Source organism: Pseudomonas sp. MWU349 (genome assembly GCF_017947325.1).
Lineage (GTDB): Bacteria > Pseudomonadota > Gammaproteobacteria > Pseudomonadales > Pseudomonadaceae > Aquipseudomonas > Aquipseudomonas protegens.
In genome coordinates this window covers 93,440-117,172 of sequence record NZ_JAFEVP010000003.1, presented here as the reverse complement: position 1 = coordinate 117,172, position 23,733 = coordinate 93,440, and the positions used below count along the sequence as shown (strand labels likewise).

General features: G+C 60.8%; 19 protein-coding genes and 1 other RNA gene. 13 read left to right on the top strand and 7 right to left on the bottom strand.

From position 1 onward, the window contains the following. Nucleotides 1–177 precede the first annotated feature (177 nt). Both dnaK and grpE read right to left on the bottom strand, forming a co-directional pair. The gene (dnaK, locus tag KCG88_RS12590) at nt 178–2,094 is read right to left on the bottom strand and encodes a molecular chaperone DnaK (RefSeq protein ID WP_047283882.1); all 1,917 of its coding nucleotides are present in this window, start codon (nt 2,092–2,094) and stop codon (nt 178–180) included. A 102-nt stretch (nt 2,095–2,196) separates the two neighbouring features. After that, on the bottom strand, nt 2,197–2,763 hold the full coding sequence (grpE, locus tag KCG88_RS12585; RefSeq protein WP_047283881.1) for a nucleotide exchange factor GrpE: 567 nt from the start codon (nt 2,761–2,763) through the stop codon (nt 2,197–2,199). Between the two features lie 250 nt (nt 2,764–3,013). Between grpE and recN the strand changes: the two genes are divergently transcribed. Next, entirely contained in the window at nt 3,014–4,687 is a 1,674-nt protein-coding gene (recN, locus tag KCG88_RS12580; protein ID WP_011059186.1) for a DNA repair protein RecN, read from the top strand. Nucleotides 4,688–4,781: 94 nt separating this feature from the next. Here recN and fur read toward each other — a convergent pair whose 3' ends face one another. Then, on the bottom strand, nt 4,782–5,186 hold the full coding sequence (gene fur, locus KCG88_RS12575) for a ferric iron uptake transcriptional regulator (protein WP_011059185.1): 405 nt from the start codon (nt 5,184–5,186) through the stop codon (nt 4,782–4,784). A 98-nt stretch (nt 5,187–5,284) separates the two neighbouring features. Here fur and KCG88_RS12570 point away from each other — a divergent pair, with 98 nt between their 5' ends. Beyond that, nucleotides 5,285–5,812, top strand: coding sequence for an outer membrane protein assembly factor BamE (locus tag KCG88_RS12570; RefSeq protein ID WP_011059184.1), 528 nt, complete (start codon nt 5,285–5,287; stop codon nt 5,810–5,812). Nucleotides 5,813–5,872: 60 nt separating this feature from the next. Here the strand turns inward: KCG88_RS12570 and KCG88_RS12565 are convergent, their stop codons facing one another. From KCG88_RS12565 to KCG88_RS12555, 3 genes are read right to left on the bottom strand one after another with little or no spacing between them, the layout of a single operon-like run. Beyond that, nucleotides 5,873–6,187: an RnfH family protein gene (locus tag KCG88_RS12565; protein WP_047283880.1), complete on the bottom strand. Its 315-nt coding sequence runs from the start codon at nt 6,185–6,187 to the stop codon at nt 5,873–5,875. After that, nucleotides 6,180–6,614: a type II toxin-antitoxin system RatA family toxin gene (locus tag KCG88_RS12560; RefSeq protein WP_047283879.1), complete on the bottom strand. Its 435-nt coding sequence runs from the start codon at nt 6,612–6,614 to the stop codon at nt 6,180–6,182. The genes KCG88_RS12565 and KCG88_RS12560 overlap by 8 nt, the downstream gene beginning before the upstream one ends. 7 nt (nt 6,615–6,621) lie before the next feature. After that, on the bottom strand, nt 6,622–8,025 hold the full coding sequence (locus KCG88_RS12555; RefSeq protein WP_011059181.1) for a sodium-dependent transporter: 1,404 nt from the start codon (nt 8,023–8,025) through the stop codon (nt 6,622–6,624). 117 nt (nt 8,026–8,142) lie between these two features. On the opposite strand from KCG88_RS12555, the gene smpB reads away from it, so the two are divergent. After that, the gene (gene smpB, locus KCG88_RS12550; RefSeq protein ID WP_047283878.1) at nt 8,143–8,625 is read left to right on the top strand and encodes an SsrA-binding protein SmpB; all 483 of its coding nucleotides are present in this window, start codon (nt 8,143–8,145) and stop codon (nt 8,623–8,625) included. An 81-nt stretch (nt 8,626–8,706) separates the two neighbouring features. Here smpB and KCG88_RS12545 read toward each other — a convergent pair whose 3' ends face one another. Beyond that, entirely contained in the window at nt 8,707–9,474 is a 768-nt protein-coding gene (locus KCG88_RS12545; protein WP_210712491.1) for an FCD domain-containing protein, read from the bottom strand. 261 nt (nt 9,475–9,735) lie between these two features. Between KCG88_RS12545 and KCG88_RS12540 the strand changes: the two genes are divergently transcribed. The 10 genes from KCG88_RS12540 to KCG88_RS12495 all read left to right on the top strand — a co-directional run bounded on the left by KCG88_RS12540 (nt 9,736) and on the right by KCG88_RS12495 (nt 23,629). Continuing rightward, nucleotides 9,736–11,430, top strand: coding sequence for a lactate permease LctP family transporter (locus KCG88_RS12540; RefSeq protein ID WP_047283876.1), 1,695 nt, complete (start codon nt 9,736–9,738; stop codon nt 11,428–11,430). Between the two features lie 141 nt (nt 11,431–11,571). Further along, nucleotides 11,572–12,396 carry a (Fe-S)-binding protein gene (locus tag KCG88_RS12535; RefSeq protein ID WP_210712490.1) on the top strand — a complete coding sequence of 275 codons (825 nt, stop codon included), beginning with the start codon at nt 11,572–11,574 and terminating at the stop codon, nt 12,394–12,396. Continuing rightward, nucleotides 12,393–13,847, top strand: coding sequence for a LutB/LldF family L-lactate oxidation iron-sulfur protein (locus KCG88_RS12530; protein ID WP_011059176.1), 1,455 nt, complete (start codon nt 12,393–12,395; stop codon nt 13,845–13,847). The genes KCG88_RS12535 and KCG88_RS12530 overlap by 4 nt, the downstream gene beginning before the upstream one ends. After that, nucleotides 13,847–14,518 carry a lactate utilization protein gene (locus tag KCG88_RS12525; RefSeq protein WP_210712489.1) on the top strand — a complete coding sequence of 224 codons (672 nt, stop codon included), beginning with the start codon at nt 13,847–13,849 and terminating at the stop codon, nt 14,516–14,518. The genes KCG88_RS12530 and KCG88_RS12525 overlap by 1 nt, the downstream gene beginning before the upstream one ends. Continuing rightward, entirely contained in the window at nt 14,515–17,325 is a 2,811-nt protein-coding gene (locus KCG88_RS12520) for an FAD-binding and (Fe-S)-binding domain-containing protein (RefSeq protein WP_210712488.1), read from the top strand. The genes KCG88_RS12525 and KCG88_RS12520 overlap by 4 nt, the downstream gene beginning before the upstream one ends. A gap of 211 nt (nt 17,326–17,536) precedes the next feature. Continuing rightward, on the top strand, nt 17,537–17,824 hold the full coding sequence (locus KCG88_RS12515; protein ID WP_047335671.1) for a hypothetical protein: 288 nt from the start codon (nt 17,537–17,539) through the stop codon (nt 17,822–17,824). An 88-nt stretch (nt 17,825–17,912) separates the two neighbouring features. Beyond that, nucleotides 17,913–18,306, top strand: a transfer-messenger RNA (tmRNA) gene (ssrA, locus tag KCG88_RS12510). 1,469 nt (nt 18,307–19,775) lie between these two features. Next, nucleotides 19,776–20,813 carry a WYL domain-containing protein gene (locus KCG88_RS12505; protein WP_210712487.1) on the top strand — a complete coding sequence of 346 codons (1,038 nt, stop codon included), beginning with the start codon at nt 19,776–19,778 and terminating at the stop codon, nt 20,811–20,813. Nucleotides 20,814–20,839: 26 nt separating this feature from the next. Beyond that, complete coding sequence (locus KCG88_RS12500) at nt 20,840–21,940, top strand: chemotaxis protein (protein ID WP_210712486.1); 1,101 nt, start codon at nt 20,840–20,842, stop codon at nt 21,938–21,940. A gap of 66 nt (nt 21,941–22,006) precedes the next feature. After that, nucleotides 22,007–23,629 carry a DNA repair protein gene (locus KCG88_RS12495; RefSeq protein WP_210712485.1) on the top strand — a complete coding sequence of 541 codons (1,623 nt, stop codon included), beginning with the start codon at nt 22,007–22,009 and terminating at the stop codon, nt 23,627–23,629. Nucleotides 23,630–23,733: the final 104 nt, after the last annotated feature.

The window sequence follows — 23,733 nt, the reverse complement described above, 5'->3', positions numbered from 1 at the left end:
GGTCATCACAGCCGGAAAGCAGGAGCTTCTCCGACCTGACCGCCAGCGCACAAACGGAGCTTGTACGCCGTCAAAATTTCGCTGACTCCAGACACGCCAACGCGGGAGCAAGCTCCCGCGCGGCGACATCCTACCAGTCACCGCCCGAAGGCAGTCAACCGGCCGACCAACAAGCCATTACTTGTGGTCTTTTACTTCTTCGAACTCGGCGTCGACGACGTCGTCGGCTTTTTCAGCGGACTCGGCGTGCGGTGCCGCGCCTTCTGCAGGCTGAGCCTGTTCGGCGTACATCTTCTGGGCAACCGGGGCCGAGACTTTCGACAGTTCTTCGACCTTGGCGTCGATGGCGGCCTTGTCGTCGCCTTTGACAGCAGCTTCCAGGGCAACCACGGCGGCTTCGATTGCGGTTTTCTCTTCCGCGGTCACTTTATCACCGGCGTCGGCCACCATCTTGCGAGTCGAGTGCACCAGCGCATCACCCTGGTTACGGGCAGTGGCCAGCTCCTCGAACTTGCGGTCCTCTTCCGAGTTGGCTTCAGCGTCACGGATCATCTGCTGGATCTCTTCATCCGACAGACCCGAGTTGGCCTTGATCACGATCGACTGAGTCTTGCCGGTGGCCTTGTCCTTCGCACCTACGTGCAGAATGCCGTTGGCGTCGATGTCGAAAGTCACTTCGATCTGCGGCACGCCACGTGGAGCAGGTGGAATGTCGGTCAGATCGAACTTGCCCAGGGACTTGTTCTGCGCGGCTTGCTTGCGCTCGCCCTGCAGCACGTGAATGGTCACTGCGCCCTGGTTGTCATCGGCCGTCGAGAACACTTGCGATTTCTTGGTTGGAATCGTGGTGTTTTTCTCGATCAGCGCGGTCATCACGCCACCCATGGTTTCGATACCCAGGGTCAGCGGGCTGACGTCCAGCAGCAGAACGTCTTTCACGTCACCGGCCAGTACCGCACCTTGGATCGCAGCACCCATGGCAACGGCTTCGTCAGGGTTGACGTCCTTACGAGCTTCCTTGCCGAAGAAATCGGTTACGGCTTTCTGTACCAGCGGCATACGGGTCTGGCCGCCGACCAGGATCACGTCGTTGATCGAGCCAACGTCGATACCGGCGTCCTTCAGAGCGATACGGCAAGGCTCGATGGTGCGCTGAACCAGGTCTTCAACCAGCGACTCCAGCTTGGCGCGGGAGATCTTCACGTTCAGGTGCTTAGGACCGGTGGCATCTGCAGTGATGTACGGCAGGTTGACGTCGGTCTGCTGGCTCGAGGACAGCTCGATCTTGGCCTTCTCGGCAGCTTCTTTCAGGCGCTGCATGGCCAGCGGGTCACCCTTGAGGTTCATGCCGCTTTCTTTCTTGAACTCATCAACCAGGTAGTCGATCAGGCGGATGTCGAAGTCTTCACCACCGAGGAAGGTGTCACCGTTGGTGGCCAGCACTTCGAACTGGTGCTCGCCATCGACTTCAGCGATTTCGATCACCGAAACGTCGAAAGTACCACCGCCCAAGTCGTAAACGATCACGGTGTGATCGCCCTTGGCCTTGTCCATACCGTAGGCCAGAGCGGCTGCGGTTGGTTCGTTGATGATACGTTTGACGTCCAGGCCTGCGATGCGGCCGGCGTCTTTGGTCGCCTGGCGCTGGCTGTCGTTGAAGTAGGCCGGAACAGTGATGACCGCTTCGGTCACGGCTTCGCCGAGGTAGTCTTCGGCGGTCTTCTTCATTTTCTTGAGGATTTCAGCCGAGATCTGTGGCGGAGCCATTTTCTGGCCGTTCACTTCAACCCATGCGTCGTTGTTGTCAGCCTTGACGATCTTGTAAGGGACCATCTGGATGTCTTTCTGCACAACTTCTTCGTCGAAGCGACGACCGATCAGACGCTTTACTGCGTACAGGGTGTTGTGCGGGTTGGTGACAGCCTGACGCTTGGCCGACTGACCTACCAGGATTTCGCCATCGTTGGCGTACGCGATGATCGACGGCGTGGTACGCGCGCCTTCAGCGTTTTCGATAACTTTTACGTTGCCGTTTTCAAGAATGGAGACGCACGAGTTGGTGGTCCCCAAGTCAATACCGATAATCTTGCCCATGTTAACTCTCCCGAAACTTTGGATTTGGATGCCGCAGCTGTGGTGGCAAACTGCGGTAGCACTTAAACGCTTGACTGATAAATGGGGGCTCTACAGCCGTTTTCAAGCCTTTTCGTCAATCGAAGGCGAAACCGGTGCAGGAGCCTTGCTGACCACGACCATGGCCGGGCGCAGCAGGCGACCGTTGAGCTGGTAGCCCTTCTGGAACACTTTCAGAACACTGTTCGGCTCGGCGTCCGCGCTTTCCTGCATGGCCATGGCCTGATGCTGTTCAGCGTTGAAGGGTTCGCCGTGTGGATCGATGGCTTCCAGCTGATAACGCTTGAGGGTGTCGTGGAACATCTTCAAGGTCAGCTCGATGCCTTCACGCATCGGGCGGATGCTTTCGTCGTCCGGGTTGGACAGCTCCAGGCCACGCTCCAGGCTGTCGATCACCGGCAGCAGGTCGCCGGCAAACTTCTCCAGCGCGAATTTGTGAGCTTTCTCCACGTCCTGCTCGGCGCGGCGGCGGACGTTCTGCAGATCGGCAGCAACACGCAAAGCCTGATCCTGCGCGCCAGCCAGCTGCTCTTCGAGCACTTGTACACGAGCCGCCAGGTCATCACCCGATGCCTCGGGAGCCTGATTGGCGTCTAGATTTTGCGTATCCAGCGTCTGTTCGTCAGCCATGAAATTCTCCTTTCAATATCGTCTGTGAGCCAGGCTCACTCTTCTGCCCAGCTATATGGGGTCGCATTTTCAAGGTTCAAGCCCACAGCCACAGCAAAAGTCATTCCCGGCGCAGAAAGCCGTCTCTGGAGCATTTCCCAACGCTCTAAAAAAACCTTGTCACCAAGCGAATCGAGCTAAGGAAGGGCATTGTCAGCTCGAAACAAAACACTGTATAAATAACCAGACATCTAGTTTGGGAGCGGCCTTAATGCTGGTGCACCTGTCCGTACACAATTACGCCATCGTCGAACACCTGGATCTGGAACTCGATCGCGGGATGAGCGTCATTACCGGCGAGACCGGTGCCGGCAAGTCGATCATGCTCGACGCGCTCGGCCTGACCCTGGGTGATCGTGCCGACAGCGGCGTGGTACGCCCCGGGGCCGACAAGGCCGATATCCTCGCCACCTTTGATCTGGCGGATATCCCCGAGGCCCACGCCTGGCTGGCCGAGCGTGACCTGGACACCGACGGCCCGTGCATCCTGCGTCGGGTCATCACGGCCGAGGGACGTTCCCGCGGCTATATCAACGGTACGCCCTGCCCGCTCGGAGACTTGAAAGCCCTGGGCGAACTGCTGATCGATATCCACAGCCAGCATGAACACCAGTCGCTGCTCAAGACCGATACCCATAGGCGCCTGCTGGATGAGTACGCAGGCGCAACCGACCTGGCGCGCCAGGTGCAACTGGCTGCGCAGCGCTGGCGCCAGACCCGCCTGGAGCTGGAGCGCCTGTCCAACTCCGGCGACGAGCAGCGCGCTCGCCACCAACTGCTCAGCTACCAGCTCGAAGAACTGGAAAACCTGGGACTCGGGGAAAACGAACTCGAACAGCTGGAGCAGGAGCACAAGAACCTGACCAATGCCGAAACCCTGCTGGGCATCTGCCGTCAGGTGGTGGAGCAATGCAGCGAAAGTGATTCAGGCAATGTCCTGAACGCCCTGACTGTCAGCCTCAACCGCCTGTCGAGCATCGGCAACTCCTCGGGCTCCCTGGGGGAGGCCACCAACCTGCTGGCCAGCGCGCAGATCCAGGTCGAAGAAGCCGTGGGCGAGTTGAATCGCTTCCTTGACCACTTCGACGCTGATCCGGCACGCCTGCAACAACTCGAAGAACGCCTCGACGCCATCTATACCCTGGCGCGCAAGCATCGCATCCAGCCCTTCGAACTCGCCGCCATGCAGCAAACCCTGCTGGATGAAATCGAGACTCTGGACGCCAATGACGAATCCATCGAACGGCTGGGCGAAGAGCTGCAATCCTTCGCTCGCCATTATCAGGAGAAAGCCCAGGAGCTGAGCCAGTTGCGTCAGCAGGCCGCGACCAGCCTGGCCAGCGCGGTGGAGCAGGAAATCCAGCGCCTGGGCATGCCCGGCGGGCGCTTCACCATCGAGCTGCGCGCCAACAGCAGCGATGAACTGCTGCCCAACGGCCTGGAACAGGTGGAACTGCTGGTCAGCGCCAACCCCGGGCAGCCCCTCAAGGCCCTGGCGAAAGTCGCTTCCGGCGGTGAGCTGTCACGTATCAGCCTGGCGATCCAGGTCATCACCGCGCAGACCTCGCGGGTTCCCACACTGGTATTCGACGAAGTCGACGTGGGGATTGGCGGCCCGACAGCCGAGATCGTCGGCCAGCTGCTGCGCCGCCTCGGCGAACGTGGCCAGGTATTGACCGTGACACACCTGCCGCAAGTCGCCGCCCAGGGGCATCAGCATCTGTTCGTGCACAAGGTGCGCGGCAGCGATGCCACTCATACCGCAGTCTCCAAACTGGGCAAGAATGAGAGGGTCGAGGAGGTGGCGCGGATGCTCGGCGGCATCGACCTGACCAAGGAATCTCTGGCCCACGCCAAGAAAATGGTGGTGACCGCCAAGGCCTGAACCTTCAGCGCTTCTTTTATATAGGCACAAAACACGAAGGCGACCCTAGGGTCGCCTTCGATCGTTTCACGACGATAAACGCCGCGTGAGGGGCTTACTTCTTCTTGCGCACGTACAGCACAAGATTGTGATCCACCAACTCGAAACCGTGCTTTTCGACAATCGCCTTCTGAAGCTTTTCGATTTCTTCGTCGAAGAATTCGATCACTTCACCAGACTCCACGTTGACCATATGGTCGTGGTGACCGCCATCCGCCAGCTCGAATACAGCGTGACCGCCATCAAAATTATGGCGTACCACCAGTCCGGCTGCTTCGAATTGAGTCAGTACACGGTAAACCGTGGCCAGACCCACATCCTCACCAGCTTCCATCAGCGCCTTGTAGACATCCTCGGCGCTCATGTGCCGCTGCTCGGTGGAATCGAGCATTTGTAGAATTTTGACTCGTGGCAGAGTCACTTTGAGGCCGGCTTTACGTAGTTCGCTATTTTCAACCATGGTCAGCTTTCTCGCCGATGCTGCTTCGCAGCTTCTCTTAATGCGGGTATGATCGGGGTTTACGTTGTCCCAGCCAAGATAGTGGAAGTCGCCCACCGATGCAAAACACCAAGCTCTTGCTAACCAGTTTCACCTTCGTGGGACTGCTCGCACTCGCCGGTTGTTCATTCCCCGGGGTTTACAAAATCGACATCCAGCAGGGCAATGTCGTCACGCAGGACATGATAGACCAGTTGCGCCCCGGAATGACCCGACGGCAAGTGCGGTTTATCATGGGCAACCCTCTGTTGACCGACACGTTCCATGCCGATCGCTGGGATTATCTCTACAGCCTGCAGCCTGGTGGTGGTGAACGCCAACAGGAACGCGTGAGCCTGATCTTCAACGGCAACGACCAGTTGGTCAGCTTGGCCGGTGACTTCATGCCAGGTGTAAGCCGCGACGAAGCCCTGCTGGGCAAGGACAGCGCCAACACCGTGACAGCGCCTGCCGAGAACGTCGAAAAACCAAAAGCCGAGAAACCAGCCAAGCCTGGCTCGCTGCTCGACCAGATCCAGAAGGACGTGGATGGCGTGAAAACCGTGCCAGTTCCTACGCCTGAACCACTGGATACTTCGCCGGAATAATTTGTGGCGAAATAAAAAAGCCCGGGCATGCCCGGGCTTTTTATTGCCTGTCACCATCAATCACGATTCGCGCTTGCGTGCCTCGGCCGCTTTCGCCGCCCGCAGACGCCGAACCTCTTTCGGATCGGCCAGCAGTGGGCGATAGACCTCGATCCGATCCCCCGCCTGAATCACATGTCGTTCAGGGTCACTGACCTGCTTGCCGAAGATCCCCACCGGACAAGCCGCCAGATCCAGTTCCGGAAATTGCTGCCCAATGGCTGAAGCCTGCAAGGCTGCACGCAGCGTCGACCCCTGGGGCACCTGCACACTGATCAACGCCTGGCGATCGACAGCCGCGTAGGCCACCTCAATCGAAATCATCGGCTCAGCCATGCAACTGCTTGGCCCGCTGGCAGAAAGCGTCCACCAGGGTATTCGCCGCCTGGTTGAACAGCGGCCCCAAGGTCGCTCGAACCAAAGGCCCCGCATAATCGAATGACAGATCAAGGCTGATCTTGCAGGCCTTCTCGCCCAGCGGCTTGAACACCCACACGCCATGCAACTGATTGAATGGCCCCTCCTCCAGATTCATCTCGATCGACTGCCCCGGCACCAGATTGTTGCAGGTCACGAAGCGCTGGCTCATGCCGCCCTTGGCCACCGCCAGGCTCGCGCGCATCCGCTCTTGGCTGCTTTCCAGCACCTCGGCCGACGAGCACCAGGGCAGAAACTCCGGGTACCGGGCCACGTCATTGACCAGGTCGTAAAGGAACTGCGCCGGATAGGGCAGAAGGGCCGAACGTTGAATATGGGTCGTCATGTGAGCTTCATTTCCACAACTGGGCGGCAAACACCACAAGAATGCCGACGGGCGCCACATAGCGCATCAAAAACAAGGCCAGAGCGAACAACAGCGGGCTACGTAACGACAGCTCATCACGAACTGCCTCACGGCCCATCACCCAACCTGCAAATACCACGAAGCACAAACCGCCAAGAGGCAACATGATCCGCGAGGTGAAAAAGTCGATCACACCAAAGAAGTCCAGACCGCCGGCCGCGCCCCATTGGTAGAGATGAAAAACGCCGCCTTCGTTCACGAAAAATTTGGCCTGTTGCCAGATGTTGAAAGAGAACACCGTTCCCAATCCCACGAACCAGCAACTGAACGCCAGCCAGAATGTCACCCAGCCGCGGCGGATTTTAGTCCTCTCGACGAGATAAGCCACCATCGGTTCCAACAAGGAAATGGCCGAACTCCAGGCAGCAATCGCCACCAGGATAAAGAACACTACGCCCATAAGCTGGCCGAACGCCACATTCCCGAAGGCAAACGGCAGGCTGATGAACATCAGCCCCGGCCCTTCGCTGGGGTTCAGCCCGGCGGCAAATACAATGGGGAACAGGGCCATCCCAGCCACCAGCGAAACGAAGGTATCCAGCAGCGCCACCCCGACCACGGTGCCGGCCAGGGACGAATGCTTGGGCATGTAGGCGCCGTAGATCATGATCGAGCCCACTCCCACGCTGAGGGAAAAGAACGCGTGCCCCATGGCAGGCAACAGCCCGTCCAGCAAACGCTCCAGACTGAAGTCGAACATGAAGTGCAGGCCCTGCATGAAGTGCCCGGTGGTCATGCTGTAGCCCAGCAGCACCAGCAGCATCACGAACAGCAGCGGCATCATGACCCGCAGGCTGCGCTCAAGCCCGGCCACCACACCCTTGGCAATCACCAGCGCCGACAACAGCATGAACAGCGTGTGCCACAGGGTCAGGCGCCAGGGGTCGGCCGTCACCGCGGAAAAATAGGCACCGACCTGATCCGCCGTGACACCCTGAAAATCGCCGCGCCCCATGTCGATGATGTAGTCCAGGGACCAACCACCCACCACGCTATAGAAGGAGAGAATCAGCAGCGCCGTGATCATTCCGGCAAAGGCGCCCCAGGACCACCTGGCCGAATGCCCGGCCTCCAGGGCCAGCACCTTCAGGGCATTCGCCGGGCTTTGCCGCGCGCGACGACCGATCAGGGTTTCTGCCAGCATCACCGGCAACCCGATCAGCGCAATACACGCCAGAAACACCAGGACAAAGGCACCACCACCATAGACGCCGACCATGTAGGGGAATTTCCAGATGCTCCCCAGGCCCACGGCCGAACCAGTTGCAGCGAGTATAAAGACCCAGCGGCTTGCCCAGCCGCCGTGGACAGAGACCCTGTCTGTCGACATCGTTAACACGCCCAACCGAAAAAAAAGAGCGCGCATTGTCCGGGATTCAATCAACCTGCTCAAGCACGCTGCGTCACCGTAGCCGACGCGCGCGCAACTCCCTATAATGCCGCCCCTATGGCTAAACAGAAGAAACACCCAACAGGGACCATCGCGCAAAATAAAAAGGCGCGTCACGATTACTTCATCGAACATCGGTTCGAGGCTGGACTGGTCCTGGCCGGCTGGGAAGTAAAGAGTCTGCGAGCGGGCAAGGCGCAACTGGTAGACAGTTACGTACTGCTCAAGGATGGCGAGGCTTGGCTGTTCGGCAGCCATTTCACCCCGCTGACCACCGCCAGCACCCACGTCATTGCCGACCCTACGCGCTCGCGCAAGCTGCTGCTCAACCAGCGCGAGCTGGAAAAGCTGTTTGCCGCCGTGCAACAGAAGGGTTATGCCTGCGTATGCCTTTCGCTCTACTGGAGCAAGCACCTGGTCAAGTGTGAAATCGCACTGGGCAAGGGCAAGAAGGAATACGACAAGCGTCATACCGAACGCGAGCGCGATTCCGATCGCGAACTGCAGCGTGCGGTGCGGACCAAGGGCAAGGAAGACTGATCTTCCTGCCTTGAGGTCGCCTTCGCCGGCAAGCCGGCTCCTACAACAACCAGGTAGGAGCCGGCTTGCCGGCGATTTGCATTACATGCCCTTGCGCCGTTCGGCCCGGGCCACTCGCTGCACTTCCTGGCGTACTTCTTCGAGCACTTCCTGCACATAGAGAATGTGCCGGCTGGAGACTTCCCGCGCCTCTTCGGCCCGCCCTTCGATAATTGCCTGGTACAGGTCGCGGTGCTGGCTGATCAGCATGTCGCGGGTTTCCGTACGCTGCTTGTACATGCCGCCGATGTTGGTCACCACGTTGCGCTTGAGCAGGTCGAACAGCCCGCGGATGGTGTGCAGCAGCACGGCGTTGTGGCTGGCCTCGGCAATCGCCAAGTGGAACTTGGCATCCGCCGCACCCTCCTCGGTACGACTGACATCGTCGGAGCGGGAATAACAATCCTGCAACTCCTCGAAGGCTTGAGTCAGCCGCTCACGATCCACCGCGGTCGCCCGCAGCGCCGCGTAATAGGCGCAGGACGCTTCCAGGGTATGCCGGAACTCCAACAGATCGCGCTGGGCATCCGTGTTGTTCTCCAACAGGTGCAGCAGCGGATCGCTGAAGGTCGAACCCAGGGATTCCACCACATAGTTACCGCCACCCTGACGGCTGATCAGCAGCCCCTTGGCCGTCAGTTTCTGGATTGCCTCGCGCAATGAAGGCCGGGACACCCCGAACTGCTCGGCCAAGGCACGCTCGGCGGGCAGCCGCTCGCCGGCCTTCAAGGTGCCTTCGAGAATCATCCCTTCCAGACGCTCGACGATATCGTCGGACAAACGGCGCTGGCGTATCTGATCAAACCCCATCACTCACTCTCCCCCCTCCCGACCCTTCGCCGGGGGGCTCTATTCTGGCCTATTCACGGCGCGCCAACACCTGGCAGAACACGGCCATTTGCACCGATCAGATGCCCGCGCCATAGCGCATTCGACAAAAGTTTTAGGGCGGCAAATTGACACACCGAGCACAAGGCTTTTACCCTAGCCAACAGCGATTGTAAATTGGTCTTACCAATTAACCAAGACGCTAGCAGTGCCTGACCAACAACAATTAGGGGCCACCCCATTATGCAAACCTGGCAACAGCTCTATAGCCCGCTTGGCAGCCTCGGCCTGTCCGCCCTCGCCGCCGTTATCCCGATCGTGTTCTTCTTCCTGGCTCTGGCCGTGTTCCGTCTCAAAGGACACGTCGCCGGGAGTATCACCCTGGCCTTGTCGATCCTGGTGGCGATCTTCGCCTTCCAGATGCCCGCCGACATGGCCCTCGCTGCCGCTGGCTATGGATTTGCCTACGGTCTGTGGCCCATCGCCTGGATCATTGTCGCCGCCGTTTTCCTCTACAAGCTGACCGTGAAGAGCGGCCAGTTCGAAATCATCCGCAGCTCGGTGCTGTCGATCACCGACGACCAGCGCCTGCAGGTGCTGCTGATCGGTTTCTGCTTCGGCGCCTTCCTTGAAGGGGCTGCCGGCTTTGGTGCGCCAGTGGCGATCACCGCCGCCCTGCTGGTGGGCCTGGGCTTCAACCCGCTGTACGCCGCCGGCCTGTGCCTGATCGCCAACACCGCGCCCGTGGCCTTCGGCGCCCTGGGGATTCCGATCATCGTTGCCGGCCAGGTGACCGGCATCGACGCCTTCAAGATCGGCGCCATGACCGGCCGCCAACTGCCGCTGCTGTCGCTGTTCGTGCCGTTCTGGCTGGTGTTCATGATGGACGGCCTGCGCGGCGTCAAAGAGACCTGGCCCGCCGCTCTGGTGGCAGGCCTGAGCTTCGCCGTCACCCAGTACTTCACCTCGAACTTCATCGGCCCGGAACTGCCGGACATCACCTCGGCCCTGGCCAGCCTGATCTCCCTGACCCTGTTCCTGAAAATCTGGCAACCCAAGCGCACCGCGGGCGCGCAGATTGCCGGTGCCACCTCCAGCGCGGCCATCACCGCCAGTGCCGGCGGCTTCGGCCAGCCACGCAGCACCGTCGCTTCGCCCTACAGCCTGGGGCAGATCTTCAAGGCCTGGTCGCCGTTCCTGATCCTCACCGTGCTGGTGACCATCTGGACCCTCAAGCCCTTCAAGGCGATGTTCGCGGCCGGCGGCTCGATGTACGGCTGGGTGTTCAACTTCGCCATCCCGCATCTGGATCAGATGGTGATCAAGATGGCGCCGATCGTGACCACCCCAACGGCCATCCCGGCGGTGTTCAAGCTCGACCCGATCTCGGCCACCGGCACGGCGATCTTCTTCTCCGCGCTGATCTCCATGCTGGTACTGAAGATTAATTTCAAAACTGGTCTTACCACTTTGAAAGAGACCTTCTACGAGCTGCGCTGGCCGATCCTGTCCATCGGCATGGTGCTGGCGTTCGCCTTCGTCACCAACTACTCGGGCATGTCTTCGACCATGGCCCTGGTGCTGGCGGCGACTGGCGCGGCGTTCCCGTTCTTCTCGCCGTTCCTGGGCTGGCTCGGGGTGTTCCTCACCGGCTCCGATACCTCGTCCAACGCCCTGTTCAGCTCGCTGCAGGCAACCACCGCACACCAGATCGGGGTCAATGACACCCTGCTGGTCGCGGCCAACACCAGCGGCGGCGTGACCGGCAAAATGATCTCGCCGCAATCGATCGCCGTGGCCTGCGCCGCCACCGGCCTGGTGGGCAAGGAATCGGACCTGTTCCGCTTCACCCTCAAGCACAGTCTGTTCTTTGCCACTATTGTCGGTCTGATCACCCTGGCCCAAGCCTACTGGTTCACCGGCATGCTGGTGCACTAAGCAACACCGAAAGAACCGACGCCGCCCTCACCCGCGGCGTCCGCATTCACCACCCGGTCTGCAAGGCTGCTGAAAGCTTGCTGGTTTATCTTTCAGCCGCCGCAACGGACGAATAACCGGGATCACCCGGAGACACGCCTGATGAGCGAGCTTTTCTACAACGCCGTGCCCAATGCGACCCGCGTCGCACCGCCGCTGGCCGAACCCCGGCAGTACCCCAGCGCGAAACCGTCGCGGGTCTACCTGTTCGGCACCTGCGTGGTCGACCTGTTCTATCCCGAAGCCGGGATGGACGCGATTCACCTGCTGGAGCGCGAAGGTATTCGCGTGGAGTACCCGCAAGGGCAAAGCTGCTGCGGACAACCGGCCTACACCTCGGGCTACACCGAGCAGGCGCGCACTGTGGCCCGCTCGCAACTGGCGCTGTTTGCCGGCGACTATCCGGTGGTGGTGCCGTCGGGCTCCTGCGCAGGGATGCTGCGCGAGCATTACGCGGACTTGTTCAAGGACGAGCCCGAAACGCTTAAACAGGTGCAGGCCCTGGCTGCCCGCACCTTTGAACTGGCCGAGTTCCTCCTGCACGTGTGCAAGGTGCAGCTCAAGGACAGCGGCGCACCGGTCAAGGTGGCGCTGCACACCTCCTGCTCGGCTCGGCGAGAAATGAACACCCACCTGCACGGCCGTGAGTTGCTGTCACAGCTGAGCAACGTGGAACGGGTAGAACACAGCCATGAAAGCGAATGCTGTGGCTTTGGCGGGACTTTCAGCGTCCGAATGCCGGACATCTCCGGCGCCATGGTCGCGGACAAGACCCGCGCGCTGAAGGAATCCGGCGCCCACCAGGTACTGAGTGCCGACTGCGGCTGCCTGATGAACATCAACGGCGCGCTGGAGAAACAACAAGAGGCATTGCGCGGCCAGCACCTGGCGAGCTTCCTCTGGCAACGTACTGGAGGTGCGCAATGAGCACCCCAGAGCTGATTCCGACCACCAACGTGGCGGACGATTTTCGCACCCGGGCCCACCAGGCCCTGGGTGACCAACAACTGCGAAACAACTTTCGCAGTGCCATGGATTCACTCATGGCCAAGCGTGCGGCTTCGTTCAGCGATGCCCACGAAAGAGAACACCTGCGCGCCCTGGGCAATGCGATTCGCGCCCGGGCGTTATCCAAGCTGCCCGACCTGCTCGAGCGCCTGGAACAGAACCTGACCCGCAACGGTGTGACAGTGCACTGGGCGGAAACGGTGGACGAAGCCAATGGCATCGTCCTCTCGATCATCCGCGCTCACGAGGCGCGGCAAGTGATCAAGGGCAAATCGATGGTCAGCGAAGAGATGGAAATGAACCATGTCCTCGCTGAACAAGGCATTGAATGCCTTGAGTCGGACATGGGCGAGTTCATCGTCCAGCTCGACCACGAGAAGCCTTCACACATCATTATGCCGGCGATCCACAAGAATGCCGGTCAGGTCGCGTCCTTGTTCCACGACAAACTCGGCGTGGAGTACACCAAGGACGTTGACCAACTCATTCAGATCGGTCGCAAGGTCTTGCGGCAGAAATTCTTCGAAGCCGATATCGGCGTCTCCGGCGTCAACTTCGCCGTGGCCGAGACCGGCACCCTGCTGCTGGTGGAAAACGAAGGCAACGGGCGCATGTCCACCACCGTGCCGCCGGTGCACATCGCCGTCACCGGGATCGAGAAAGTCGTCGAGAACCTGCGGGACGTGGTCCCCCTGCTCTCGCTGCTGACCCGCTCGGCCCTGGGCCAGCCCATCACCACCTACGTCAACATGATCTCCGGCCCGCGCAAAGAGCATGAGCTGGACGGCCCCCAGGAAGTGCACCTGGTGCTGCTCGACAACGGCCGCAGCCAGGCGTTTGCCGACAGCGAACTGCGCCAGACCCTAAACTGCATCCGCTGCGGCGCCTGCATGAACCACTGCCCGGTCTACACCCGGGTCGGCGGCCACACTTATGGCGAGGTCTACCCGGGGCCGATCGGCAAGATCATCACCCCGCACATGGTGGGTCTGGCCAAGGTACCGGACCACCCCAGCGCCTCGTCGCTGTGCGGCGCCTGTGGCGAAGTCTGCCCGGTGAAGATCCCGATCCCGGCGCTGCTGCGCCGACTGCGGGAAGAAAACGTCAAGGCCCCGGACAGCCCCCATCAAGTGATGCGCGGCCAGGGCAGCAAGTACTCGCGCAAGGAACGTTTCATCTGGAACGCCTGGGCCCGCCTCAACAGCTCGCCGACCCTGTATCGCCTGTTCACCCTGGCCGCCACCCGCCTGCGGGCGCTCACCCCGAGCAAGGTCGGCCCCTGGACGCAGAACCACAGTGCGCCAAAACCCGCCGCCCGGTCGCTGCATGACCTGGCCCGTGAGCACCTGGACAAGCAGGGAGACCGCTGATGAGCGCGAAACACAACATCCTCGCCAAGCTGCGCAACAGCCTGACCGGCACCACGCCGATTGTGGATAACTTCGATGAGGCGCTGGTCACCGAGCCTTACAGCTACAGCGCGGAACAACGCATCCCGCAGCTGCGCAAACAGATGGAAGCGGTACACACCGAAATCCACCTGAGCACCGGCGCCGGTTGGCCCGAACTGCTGGCCCGCCTGCTGCAGGAACGCCAGTTGCCCAGCCTGCTGATTGCCCCCGGCACGCCCCACGGCCAGCGGGTCACCCAGTACTGGGCCGAGCACCCGCGACTGCCGGCGCTCAAGGCCTACGACCGCCCGGTGGAAGAATGGAAAGCCGAGCTGTTCAACGACACCCCGGCCAGCCTCACGACCACCCTGGGCGCCATCGCCGCCACCGGCAGCCTGATCCTCTGGCCAACCCGGGAAGAACCGCGGCTGATGAGCCTGGTGCCGCCGGTGCATTTCGCCCTGCTCAAGGCCAGCGAGATCCGCGACAACTTCTATCAGGTGCAGCAACAGATGAACTGGGCCGCCGGCATGCCGACCAACGCGCTGCTGGTGTCTGGCCCATCGAAGACCGCTGATATCGAGCAAGTCCTGGCCTACGGCGCCCACGGCCCGAAGGACCTGGTGGTGCTGATCCTGGAGGACCAATGAGCCTACCGGCCGCTTTTCTGCGTGATGCCCAGCAACTGATTCCCCAGGAGCGACGCTTCGACGACCCGCTCTCGACCCTGGCCTTCGGCACCGATGCCAGCTTCTACCGGCTGATCCCCAAGCTGGTGATCCGCGTCGAGTCCGAGGACGAAGTGGTCGCCCTGCTCCAGCTGGCCCAGCGCGACCGGGTGCCGGTGACCTTCCGTGCGGCGGGCACCAGCCTTTCCGGGCAGGCCATCAGTGACTCGGTGCTGATCGTTCTGGGGGATAACTGGAACGGCAAGGAGATTCGCCACCAGGGTGCGCAGATCCGCCTGCAACCCGGAGTGATCGGCGCCCAGGCCAACGCCTGGCTGGCCCCTTTCGGGCGCAAGATCGGCCCCGACCCGGCCTCGATCAACGCCTGCAAGATCGGCGGCATCGTCGCCAACAATGCCAGCGGCATGTGCTGCGGCACCGCGCAGAACACCTATCACACCCTGGCCGGCATCCGCCTGGTGCTGGCCGATGGCACGCGCCTGGACACCGAGAACGAGGCCAGCGTCGCCGCCTTCCGCACCAGCCATGGCCCGCTGCTGGAGCGCCTGGCCGAGCTGGGCCGAAGCACCCGCGCCAACAGCGAACTGGCGGCGAAGATCCGCCACAAATACCGGCTGAAAAACACCACCGGCCTGTCCCTCAATGCCCTGGTGGATTTCGACGAGCCACTGGACATCCTCAGCCACCTGCTGGTGGGTTCCGAGGGCACCCTGGGCTTTATCAGCGCAGTGACCTACGACACGGTGATCGACCACCCGAACAAGGCCTCGGCGCTGATCGTCTTTCCCGATGTGGAAACCTGCTGCAACGCGGTGACCGTGCTCAAGAGCCAGCCGGTGTCTGCTGTGGAACTGCTGGACCGCCGCAGCCTGCGCTCGGTGCAGGACAAGCCCGGCATGCCGGCGTTCGTCCAGCAACTCTCGGCCAACGCCTGCGCGCTGCTGATCGAGTCCCGCGCCGCGTCCTCATCACTGCTGCACGAGCAACTGGCGCAGATCATGAATTCCCTGGCCGCCTTCCCGGTGGAAAAACAGGTGGACTTCACTGAAGACCCGCAGGAAAACGCCAAGCTCTGGGCGATCCGCAAGGACACCTTCCCGGCGGTGGGCGCGGTGCGCAAGACCGGCACCACGGTGATCATCGAAGACGTGACCTTCCCCGTGGAACAGCTGGCCATCGGCGTCAACCGCCTGATCGAGCTGTTCGACAAGCACCACTACGACGAAGCGATCCTGTTCGGCCACGCCCTGGAGGGCAACCTGCACTTCGTCTTCACCCAGGGCTTCAATAGTAGCGAGGAAGTGAACCGCTACCAGGCGTTCATGGACGACGTGGCGCAACTGGTGGCGGTGGAATTCGGCGGTTCGCTGAAGGCCGAGCACGGCACCGGGCGCAACATGGCACCCTTCGTCGAGCTGGAATGGGGCAGCGATGCCTACCAGCTGATGTGGCAGCTCAAGCGCCTGCTGGACCCCAACGGCATCCTCAACCCGGACGTGGTGCTCAGCGAAGATCCGCAGATCCACCTCAAGCACCTCAAGCCACTGCCGGCAGCCGACGAGATTGTGGATAAGTGCATCGAGTGCGGCTTCTGCGAGCCGGTGTGCCCGTCCAAGGGGCTGACCCTGAGCCCGCGCCAGCGCATCGTCATCTGGCGTGATATCCAGGCACGCAAACGGGCCGGCATCGACACCACGGAACTGGAAGCGGCCTATCAGTACCAGGGCATCGACACCTGCGCCGCCACCGGCCTGTGCGCCCAGCGCTGCCCGGTGGGCATCAACACCGGCGAGCTGGTGAAGAAACTGCGCAGCGAACACGCCACTCACAGCGGCACCGCCGACTGGCTCGGCTCGCACTTCGCTACCACCTTGCAGGGTGCGCGCTTCACCCTGCATGTGGCCAACGGCGCGCGCATGCTCCTGGGCGCGCCGCGCCTGAGCAAGCTGTCGGCGAGCCTGACGCGCCTGTCCAAGGGCCAGGTGCCGCAGTGGAGCAGCGCCATGCCACAGCCGGAAAAGGCCATCCGCTTCAGCCCGAGCGTCAGCGACGCGCGCCCGCGAGTGGTGTATCTCGCGGCCTGCGTGTCTCGGGTCATGGGGCCCGCGGCGGGGGACAAGGAGCAAAGCTCGCTCTACGAAAAAACCCGCGGCCTGCTGGAAAAGGCCGGCTATCAAGTGGTGCTGCCGGACAACCTGGACAACCTCTGCTGCGGCCAGCCCTTCGCTTCCAAGGGCTACGCCACCCAGGCCGAGGACAAGCGCCAGGAACTGATCGGCGCTCTGCTCCACGCCAGCCGCGGCGGCCTCGACCCGATCTACTGCGACACCAGCCCCTGCACCCTGCGCCTGGTGCAGGACCTGGGGGACGTGCGCCTGGACCTCTACGACCCGGTGCGTTTCATCCGCACCCACCTGCTGGAGCGCCTGGAGTTCACCCCGCAGGAAGCACCGATCGCGGTGCACGTCACCTGCAGCACCCAGCACCTGGGCGAGAGCCAGGCCTTGATCGAACTGGCCCGGCGTTGCAGCAACAACGTGGTGATCCCTGAAGGCATCCACTGCTGTGGTTTCGCCGGCGACAAGGGCTTCACCACCCCGGAGCTCAACGCCCACTCCCTGCGCAACCTCAAGGACGCGGTGCAGTATTGCAGCGAAGGCATTTCCACCAGCCGCACCTGTGAAATCGGCCTCAGCCAGCATGGCGGGATCGACTATCACGGGCTGGTCTACCTGGTGGATCGGGTGACCCGGGCCAAGGCGCTCTGAGCCATCGAGCCGGGAAAAAAAGGGGCGTTTTCGCCCCTTTTTTGTGCCTGGCGGAAAACGCCCCTGGCTTTTTCATTCCTTCGAAAAAAAAACAGAACCCCAGCGCGCGGCTACAGTCCATTTTCTAGGCCCGCAAAAAAGGGCTTAGCCCCACTCGGCCGCCGGCCCTGTTGACCGGCAGCATCGAGCCCCTGCGATCAAGGAGATAACCATGAAGCGTTCCGCACTGGCTGGACTGTTCATTACCGCCGCGATGCTGGCCTCCCCGGTGTTTGCCGCCGGGCAAGAGGACCTGTGCCAGATCAACCTGCAAAAGATCAAGGATGCCAAGGTCAGCACCGAAGCCATGAGCTCGGACCTGAGCAGCGACATCGACGCCAAGGTCCAGCAAGCCACCGCCGAACAGGCCAAGGGCACCGAGCAAGGCACCAAGAATTGCATCTCCCTGACCACCCAGGCGATCCAGCAATTGCAGAACAACACCAAGGGCGATCAGTAGGCCGATGCACTGGGCCAACCTTCGGGTTGGCCTTCTGGCCTCGGTTAGCGTAGAATCCGTCCACCTGTTGGTAATGCACAACAGGTTCGGGGCCGTTTAGGATTCGACGCCGGTTGCGAAACTTTAGGTGCATGCCGAGTTGGTAACAGAACTCGTAAATCCACTGTTGCAACTTCCTATAGTTGCCAATGACGAAACCTACGGGGATTACGCTCTCGCTGCGTAAGCAGCCTTAGCCCTTCCCCCCTGGTACCTTCGGGTCCAGCAATCATCAGGGGATGTCTGTAAACCCAAAATGATTGTCATATAGAACAGAATCGCCGTGCAGTACGTTGTGGACGAAGCGGCTAAAACTTACACAACTCGCCCAAAGCACCCTGCCCGTCGGGTCGCTGAGGGTTAACTCAATAGACACGGCTAAGCATGTAGTACCGACAGCGGAGTACTGGCGGACGGGGGTTCAAATCCCCCCGGCTCCACCAAATGAAGCAGTACAAATCAGGCACTTAGCGTTGAACGCAAGTGCCTTTTTTGTGCCTGAGTGGATTGTTTTGGCTGGGTAATGCCTGCTTTATGACAACGTCCCTGCTCACGAAGCTCCTCCGCGGCTGTCGTCTTTACCTCACATCAGGCAAAACGTTTTCCGACGCTTTTCCGGTTTGAAACCGTGCCACGGCGGTCTGTCAGGGATATTAAATCTGTGTCGTCTTACACACAGAGCCCCACAAATGCCGATACATGCCCCGGAGAAGTACCTAATCAGCCATATCTCTCTGCAACACTGCTTGGACAAGAACCGCTCGGGCCTTGAAAAACTGCGCGAAACCGATCCCAGCGTCCCGCGCCCCATCAAATCCGAACCGAGCAAACAGGCTCGAGATGACTAAGATGCAGGGGGCAGTCCATTCCTCAGAGCAACCGACAGTGATGGCGGTTGAGCCCCTTAACATTGCGGTGCCGGGAGGATGCTACTCCAATGTGCAAGAGCAGATTCGGCGAGCAAGAAGATCGGGAGCATACAGATGGCAGATATGGGATTGGCCCGCAGTCTTCACTGAACCGGATAGTCTGGAGGCATCCGAGTGGCTCTTTTCACGGCATAACACCGAAAGTTGATGGAGGTAAGCCCATCGTGTTTCTCTCTGGCCCTTCGCGAACCTACCAAGGACGCCGCATCTCCCTAAGCTAAGCGCTGATTGAGTTGCTGATCGGGGCACAGCATGTCCTACATGAGGCCCTGTATCTACTGCCTGAATCGCGCCTAACGCATGCCCTCCTGATGCTCAGTCGTCATCTGTTGTCGAATTGCCGTTGCCGCATGGCACATTGCGAACGGCGAAGCCAAAGTACCTCAGTAAGCACGACATAGACTGTCGCCCCCACTGTCATCCTGGCTGCACTTGGTAATCATTAGGTGCAGCCATGCCAATCACTCCCCAACCCTTTACCCTCGCCTGCCAGTACTGCTCCTGGAGGAAGACCTTCCTCCCACGCAGTGACGTAATGGTGCTGAATCGCGACTGGTTCAGCCACTGCCCCACCTGCAATACCCCTTCGCCTCACCGTCGCGCGGCTACCCCCAAGGAAGTGCTCAAAACAAGGCTGGAACAATTCCTAACGTTCCAGGGCTGAATCTTCGCCAGCGCGACACAGGTTGTCGCGCCCGCCCGGACAATGACCCACATCGACAAGAGGACTAAACGATGAAAAACCTGCTCGCCACCATCGGACTCTTAGTGGTGCTGACCAAAGGCTACGCGTTCTACCGCGAATACAACGAAATGAAGCGCGAACGCGATGCGCATGCCGCAGACTGAAACAAAGCGAAATGACAGCTACCCCCCCCCCCCTGAACAACTAATGGCACAAAGCCATTCGATTGAGTAGGATTCACGCTAACTTGACGCCAGCCTACTGGCGCTCAGTAGAGACATAGAACCAGGTAGTTACCATGTCCCAAGCGAAGGATACGCTGCTCAGGCTGTTTGCATTGCTACGCCTGATCCCCACCGAACCTCAGCGCATTGCAACCTCGACCCTGCTCGAAAAGCTCCGTGACAGAGGCTTCTCGGTATCTCTGCGCTCGATCCAGCGTGACTTGAGCCGGTTGTCGATCCCATTCTCCCTGCAGTGTGACGACAGCGAAACGCCCTTCCGCTGGAGCTTCACCCGCGAGGCACCACTCAAGCTGGAGGACATGGACGCGCCCACAGCGCTGGCGCTGTTCCTCTCGGAAAGCCACCTAAGCCCGATCCTGCCGCAAAGCGTTTTGGACCAGCTGGGCCCACAGTTTCGCCGGGCCCGCAACTTCCTCAATGGCCTGGGTGGCAACGGCCTGGCCGACTGGGCAAAGCGGGTTCGCTCATTGCCCAATGGCAAGACCCTACTCCCAGCGCAAGTCAGCGCGCACACCTGGGCCCAGGTGTCGGCCGGATTGCTGGAGCGCAAGCAGCTGGAAGTGCTCTACCACAGCCGTAGCAAGGGCGAACTCAAGCGTTTTCGCCTGCATCCAGCTGGCCTGGTGTCGCGCCATGCGGTGAGTTACCTGCTGGCTTCTGTGGATGGCTACAGCGACCTGCGTCAATTCGCCTTGCACAGGATCACCGAAGTAAGCGTGCTCGAAGAAGCCGGTGACGAACATGAAAGCTTCGACCTGGACGCCTACATCGCCAGCGGCGTTTTCAGCTATCGAGAGGCCGAGGCCCAGGTCGAGCTGATCGCGGATGTACGCCCGCAGATCGCGGCCCTTCTCAACGAAACGCCGCTGAGCCAGCAGCAGACTTTGAGCAGCGTTTCCGAGCAGGGCTGGCATCGCCTGCACGCCACCGTGCCGCTAGACCGCGAAACGCTGTGGTGGATCTTTGCGCTGAATGAAAACATTCGCCTGCATGCACCCCAGGTGTGGGTAGACGAAGTGCGCGAGAGACTGAATTCGATGCAGGCGCTGTACCAGAACACTCACGCAACCCTGCAACTGCAACCCGCCTGACCTTCAACAATCAAAAGGACATTGCCATGCCACTTCCCCTCATCCTCGGCGCTGCCGCGCTGGTCAGTGCTGCCTACGGTGCCAAAAAAGGCTACGACGGCTACCAGAAGCACTCCGAAGCGGACGATATCGTCAACGCTGCCAAGGCACGCTATGCCAATAAAAAGGACGCGTTCGACGTACAGGAAAAAGCTACCAACGCGGCCCTTGAGGCACTGGGTAAGGAAGAGCTGCAAATCGGCAAGCAATTCGACGAGTTCAAGACCCTCGCCGACAAGCTGCTGCTGAAGCTCAACGCTGGCCGTCAGGACAAACTGAAGATCAACATCCCCAAGCACAAGCTGCAGAGCATCGAGAGCTACAGCTACACCGCCGTTGGCGTACTGGGCGCCACCGCAGGGGCAGGTGCTGCCGGTGCTGCTGCCGGGTTTGCCGTGTATGGCGGTGTCATGGCGCTTGGCGCTGCGTCCACTGGCACGGCGATCTCGTCGCTGGCCGGTGTGGCTGCAACCAATGCAACACTAGCAGCCATCGGCGGAGGTTCGCTCGCCACTGGTGGCCTGGGCATGGCGGGCGGTACTGCAATCCTGGGTGCTGCCGTGGCAGGCCCGGTACTGGCGATCGCCGGCTGGGCTTACGACAGCCATGGCGATGAAGCGCTGAAGAACGCACACAAGGCTGACCGTGAAGTAGACAGTGCCGTGTCCAAGCTGCAAAAGGCCCAAAAACAGCTCAGCAAGACTGAAGATTACGCATTCGATGTCAACGATGTGCTGAAGTCGGTGTACGCGCAATTCGACAAGTACTTCGAACACCTCAAGTTCATGGACAACCGCCTCGAAGACATCCGCTCCCGCAAACTGGATGCGCAGGCAGAGCTGGACAAACTGGGCGGCGCCATCATGCGCGCGGTCGAAAACGGCTTCATGCTGGCGGCCATTCTGGTCGACCTGATCACCACGCCGCTGTTCAAGGTCAAGGAAGTGAACGGCAACGTCGTGAAAGACAAGAACGACGTGCCGGTCATGGCCACCGACTCCGATGGCTCGATGATCCTCAACGACGCCAAGCTGCAGGAACAGATCAGCCTGACCCAGAGCAAGGCGGCAGAAGTAGAGCCTGCCTGATGCCTGCGCGGGGCCGAAAGGCCCCGCCTTCGCTTCGCCCTTCTCTCACTCATCATGGACGCCCCAATGTACGCCGCAGCGAAAGACTTCCCTTGGGCCGAAGAGCTCGAAAAAACCGTAATCACCAGCCTCACGACCAGCTTTGGCCTGGACTTTCTGCTGTTCAAGGACAAGCAGGGCGGCGAGGTGGATACTATCCACAACGTGCGCAACGGCGTGTGGGCGACCGACGCAGAAAATCAGCGTTTCGAGCAGCGTGGCGAGTACGATTCCACGCCCTACCATCAACATGCGAATTACATCGCCACTGGCCAGAAAGACAAGGCCAGCCAGGCGGCAGGCACGCTGAAGGACCCGTACCGCAACAAGGTGATGGCTGCCCATGAACAGCGAAACCTGGACCACGTGATCAGCGCCAAGGAAATCCACGATGATGCCGGGCGGGTGCTGGCCGGGCTCAGTGGCGTGGAGCTGGCCAACCAGAGCAGCAACCTGCAGACCACCCAAGAGACAGTCAACAAGTCGAAGAAGCAGACGCCAATCAACGAGTATCTGGACAAGCTGCCGGGCCTGATCGCCAACCATGAGAAGTCGCTGGCGGGGGACCGTGCGCGCCTGACGCGAGTGCCGCGCGAAACGCCACAGCAGCAACATGAAGCCCGTGTGCTGGAAGACAAGATTCGCAAAACCGAAAGCAAGATCAACGAGCTTAAAGCCGTGGACCCTGAAAGCATGCGCAAGCGTGATGCCGAGGCCCGCGCGCCATACGATCAGCAGATCAACGCATCCTACTACACCAGCAGCAAGTTCCTGCACCAGACCGCACGTGCGACGGGAGGTGCCGCTTTGGCCATGGGTACCCGGCAGATGCTCGGGCTGGTGATGGCGGAGGTGTGGTTTGAGCTGCGCGAACAACTGCCGGCCCTGCTGGACAAGCTCAAGCACACGTTCAGCCTGGAGACCTTCGTCGACAGCATCGGCAACTCGCTCAAGGGTATCTGGAAGCGGGTACAGGCACGTTTCAATGACTTTCTGGTGGCGTTCAAGGATGGCGTGTTTGCCGGCGTGCTCGGGAGCCTGACCACCACCGTGTTCAACATCTTCGCCACCACTCAAGCGATGGCGATCAAGATCATCCGCGAGCTGTGGGGCCAGTTGGTCAAGGCCATCAAGCTGATGATATTCAACCCTGACCAACTAAGCTTCGTGGAGCAGTGCCAGGCAGTGACGTCGTTACTGTCGGTGGGCGTAGCCACGGTGGTTGGCACTATGGCTTACACCCAGCTGGTACCGTTCCTCAGCTTCCCGTTCGGCACAGAGCTGGCCGCGTTTGCCGGTGCGCTGGTGACAGGCTTGATGACCCTGGGCCTGAACTACTTCCTGCTGCACAGCGCGATGGCGCGCCAGCTCTGGGCCTTCATCGAATCGCTGACGCCGCATGCCGGCACCGTACGCGAGTTCCAGGCAATCAACGCGGAGCTGGACCGTTACCTGCTGGAGCTGAGCCGGCTGGAGTTCAATCTCGACGTGGAGGAGTTACAGGCCTTTACCCAAGAGCTTGAGGCGTGCAATGAGGAGATCCAGCGCAGTGCGGTGCTGCAGCGGGCTGTGGAGGCCCGTGGGATCGAATTGCCGTTCGAGGTGGGTAACGCAGCCAGCACGCGCACCTGGCTGGCTTCACTGGTATGACGCTACCGGCGTTTCCCTGTACGCAATGCGGGCTGTGTTGCCGCAATGTGCACCTGGCGCAACAGACGCAGTACTTGGATCGGGGGGATGGAACTTGCCGGCAT